Origin of the sequence: Ramlibacter sp., from assembly GCF_035706265.1 — a bacterium.
Taxonomy (GTDB): Bacteria; Pseudomonadota; Gammaproteobacteria; order Burkholderiales; family Burkholderiaceae_C; genus Ramlibacter.
Genome location: NZ_DASSVG010000723.1, coordinates 1 through 3,687, shown reverse-complemented (window position 1 = coordinate 3,687; position 3,687 = coordinate 1). Strand labels below are relative to the sequence as shown.

Annotated in this window: 5 protein-coding genes and 1 pseudogene; 4 read left to right on the top strand and 2 right to left on the bottom strand. The window is 67.7% G+C overall.

Annotation, left to right across the window (positions count from 1 at the left end; translation table 11 throughout):
- Positions 1-96 (bottom strand): annotated as a pseudogene (gene prpB, locus VFM98_RS25905) (methylisocitrate lyase); the annotation flags it as partial.
- Positions 97-153: 57 nt separating this feature from the next.
- Positions 154-1,143: a malate dehydrogenase gene (locus VFM98_RS25900; RefSeq protein WP_325112764.1), complete on the bottom strand. Its 990-nt coding sequence runs from the start codon at positions 1,141-1,143 to the stop codon at positions 154-156.
- Positions 1,144-1,321: 178 nt separating this feature from the next.
- On the opposite strand from VFM98_RS25900, the gene VFM98_RS25895 reads away from it, so the two are divergent.
- The 4 genes from VFM98_RS25895 to VFM98_RS25880 all read left to right on the top strand — a co-directional run.
- On the top strand, positions 1,322-2,101 hold the full coding sequence (locus tag VFM98_RS25895) for a GntR family transcriptional regulator (protein ID WP_325112763.1): 780 nt from the start codon (positions 1,322-1,324) through the stop codon (positions 2,099-2,101).
- A 142-nt stretch (positions 2,102-2,243) separates the two neighbouring features.
- Positions 2,244-2,669 (top strand): succinate dehydrogenase, cytochrome b556 subunit, encoded by a 426-nt coding sequence (gene sdhC / locus VFM98_RS25890; RefSeq protein WP_325112762.1) that lies wholly within the window; start codon positions 2,244-2,246, stop codon positions 2,667-2,669.
- Between the two features lie 21 nt (positions 2,670-2,690).
- Entirely contained in the window at positions 2,691-3,056 is a 366-nt protein-coding gene (gene sdhD, locus VFM98_RS25885) for a succinate dehydrogenase, hydrophobic membrane anchor protein (protein WP_325112761.1), read from the top strand.
- Between the two features lie 5 nt (positions 3,057-3,061).
- Positions 3,062-3,687 (top strand): FAD-dependent oxidoreductase (locus VFM98_RS25880; RefSeq protein ID WP_325112760.1); only part of this gene is annotated, 626 nt, incomplete at its 3' end.

The window sequence follows — 3,687 nt, the reverse complement described above, 5'->3', positions numbered from 1 at the left end:
GCCGGCATAGGCGGTAATCGCGCCCATCACCTGCAGCGGCGCTTCCTCGGCGACGGCGGCGCGGAAGCGCGCACCGGCGGATGCATTCGAATTCATTTCCACTCCTTGCAAAGCCGAAGGCGGCCCGCAGGCCGCCTTCGTGTTGTCCGTGGATCAGCCCAGCAGGCTGGCCACGCCGGCGCGCTCTTCCTCGAGCTCGGCCAGGGTCTTGTTCATCATCTCGCGGCTGTAGTCGTCGATGGCCAGGCCCTGCACCATCTCGTACTTGCCGTCCTTGCACACCACCGGGAAGCCGTACATCACGTCCTTCGGGATGCCGTAGCTGCCGTCCGACGGAATGCCCATCGTGACCCACTTGCCGTTGGTGCCCAGGGCCCAGTCGCGCATGTGGTCGATGGCCGCGTTGGCGGCGGAGGCAGCGGAGGACAGGCCGCGCGCCTCGATGATGGCGGCGCCGCGCTTGCCGACCGTGGGCAGGAACACGTTCTTGTTCCATTCCTGGTCGTTGATCAGGTCCTTCACGGACTTGCCGTTCACGGTGGCGAAGCGGTAGTCGGCGTACATGGTGGGCGAGTGGTTGCCCCACACCGTCAGCTTCTCGATGTCGGCGACCTGGGTGCCGGTCTTGGCGGCCACCTGGCTCAGGGCGCGGTTGTGGTCCAGGCGCAGCATGGCGGTGAAGTTCTTGCGCGGCAGGCTGGGCGCGCTCTTCATCGCGATGTAGGCGTTGGTGTTGGCGGGGTTGCCGACCACCAGCACCCGCACGTTGCGCGAGGCCACCTTGTCGAGGGCCTTGCCCTGGGCGGTGAAGATCTGCGCGTTGGCGGACAGCAGGTCCTTGCGCTCCATGCCGGCGCTGCGCGGACGGGCGCCCACCAGCAGGGCGTAGTCGGTGTCCTTGAAGGCGGTGTTCGGGTCGCCGTGGGCTTCCATGCCGGCCAGCAGCGGGAAGGCGCAGTCTTCCAGCTCCATCATCACGCCCTTGAGCGCCTTCTGCGCCTTCTCGTCGGGGATCTCCAGCAGCTGCAGGATCACGGGCTGGTCCTTGCCCAGCATCTCGCCGGAGGCGATGCGGAACAGCAGGGCGTAACCGATCTGGCCGGCGGCGCCGGTGACGGCAACGCGGACGGGCTTCTTGCTCATGGAATTCTCCGAAGGAAGTGAGGAAACGAAGTCGAGAAAGGCGCGCGGCGATGCCGCCAGGGCCCTGCCGGACAACCCGGGAGTGTACCCGTGGAAACCCGGGGGAGTCAATTTGTCTTATGTCTTATATAAGATATGATTCGACCTGCGCGCTGCGCCTCCGCAGCGTCCCCGCCCCATGGCCGCCCTGACCCCTCCCACCACCGCCGACACGCCCGGCGCGTCCGATTCCGCGACGCCCGCGTTCAGCCCGCTGTACCAGCAGATCAAGGGGCTGATCCTGCAAAGCCTGCAGGCCGGCGAATGGAAGCCGGGCGAGGCGATCCCGAGCGAGATGGACCTGGCCGCGCGCTTCCGCGTGAGCCAGGGCACGGTGCGCAAGGCGATCGACGAACTCGCGGCCGAGAACCTGGTGGTGCGCCGCCAGGGCAAGGGCACCTTCGTCTCCACCCACGCCGAGCAGCACGTGCGCTACCGCTTCCTCAAGCTGGTGCCGGACAGCGGCGCGCGCGAGGACGAGCGCGCCGAGCGCACGGTGCTGGAGTGCCGGCGCGCCCGCGCGAGCGCCGAGGTGGCCCGCGCGCTGCAGCTGCGCACCGGCGACGCGGTGGTGCAGGTGCGGCGCATCCTCTCCTTCGCGGGCCGCCCCACCATCCTCGAGGACATCTGGCTGCCGGGAAACACCTTCAAGGGCCTCACGGCCGAACAGATGGCGGGCCACCAGGGCCCCACCTACGCGCTGTTCGAGCTCGCCTTCGGCGTGCGCATGGTGCGCGCCGAGGAGAAGATCCGCGCCGTGGCCGCCGACGAGGCGGCGGCGGCCCTGCTCGCGACCAAGCCCGGCGCGCCGCTGCTCTCGGTGGAGCGCCTCTCGTACACCTACAACGACGTGCCGATGGAGCTGCGCCGCGGCCTGTATCGCACCGACAGCCACCATTACCGCAATGAGTTGAGTTAGCGCAAGACAGTGCACATCAGGGACCGCCCGGATTGCAACGTTCGAGTCAGTTTGTCGCGTTGAAATAGAATTTCCGGCTGTCCGCGTCCTCCCTCCCTCTTTCCCCCCCTCGCGTATGCGCCACCCTGAAAGAAACAGACACATGACAGAAGCCGCCGGGAAGCGACCTGAGTTCCGCAACATCAACGCCTTCAAGGACCTGCCGTCGTACCGCTGGCCGGCGGCCGCCATCGTCTCGGGCATGCACCGCTTCAGCGGCGTGGTGATGTTCCTGCTGCTGCCGCTGGTGCTGTGGCTGTTCGACCGCTCGGTCTCCTCCGAGATCTCCTTCGCCCGCTTCCGCAGCGCCTTCGCCAACGGCGCCTCCGGCGTCGTGCTGAAGCTGTTCGTGCTGGCCCTCATCTGGGCCTACCTGCTGCACTTCTTCGCCGGCCTGCGGCACGTCTGGTCGGACGTGAGCCACGCCGCCGTCACCAAGCAGCGCGGCGCCACCACCGCGAAGTTCACGCTCGTCGTCAGCCTGGTGCTCACGGTGCTGCTGGGCGCGAAGCTGTTCGGCCTCTACTGATCGCAAGGAGTCCAGGAAAAAATGGCAGTCAACTACGGCTCCCGCCGCACCGTCGTCGGTGCGCACTACGGCATCCGCGACTGGCTCGCGCAGCGCGTCTCGGGCGTGCTGATGGCCGTCTTCACCCTCGTCGTGCTGGCGCAGCTGCTGCTCACGCGCGGCGAGATCGGCTACGACAAGTGGGCCGGCATCTTCGCGCCGCAGCCCATGAAGATGCTCACCTTCGCCACCATCGTCGGCCTGGTCTACCACGTGTGGGTCGGCATGCGCGAGGTGCTGATGGACTACGTGAAACCGGTCGGGGTGCGCCTGGTGCTGCAGATCCTCGTCATCGTGTGGCTCCTGGGCTGCGCCGGCTGGGCGATCCAGGTCCTCTGGAGGATTTGAAGAACATGGCCTATACCAACAGCAACATCACGACGCGCAAGTTCGACGTCGTCATCGTGGGCGCCGGCGGCTCCGGCATGCGCGCCTCCCTGCAACTGGCCCTGGCCGGCCTGAACGTGGCCGTGCTGACCAAGGTGTTCCCCACCCGCTCGCACACGGTGGCGGCGCAGGGCGGCATCGGCGCGTCGCTCGGCAACATGTCCGAGGACAACTGGCACTACCACTTCTACGACACCGTCAAGGGCGGCGACTGGCTGGGCGACCAGGACGCGATCGAGTTCATGTGCCGCGAGGCGCCCAAGGTCGTCTACGAGCTGGAGCACTTCGGCATGCCGTTCGACCGCAACCCGGACGGCACGATCTACCAGCGCCCCTTCGGCGGCCACACCGCCAACTACGGCGAGAAGCCGGTGCAGCGCGCCTGCGCCGCGGCCGACCGCACCGGCCACGCCATGCTGCACACGCTGTACCAGCAGAACGTGCGCGCCAAGACCTCGTTCTTCGTCGAGTGGATGGCGCTCGACCTGATCCGCGACGCCGAGGGCGACGTGGTGGGCGTGACGGCGCTGGAGATGGAAACGGGCGACCTGCACGTGCTGCACGCCAAGACCGTGCTGCTGGCCACCGGCGG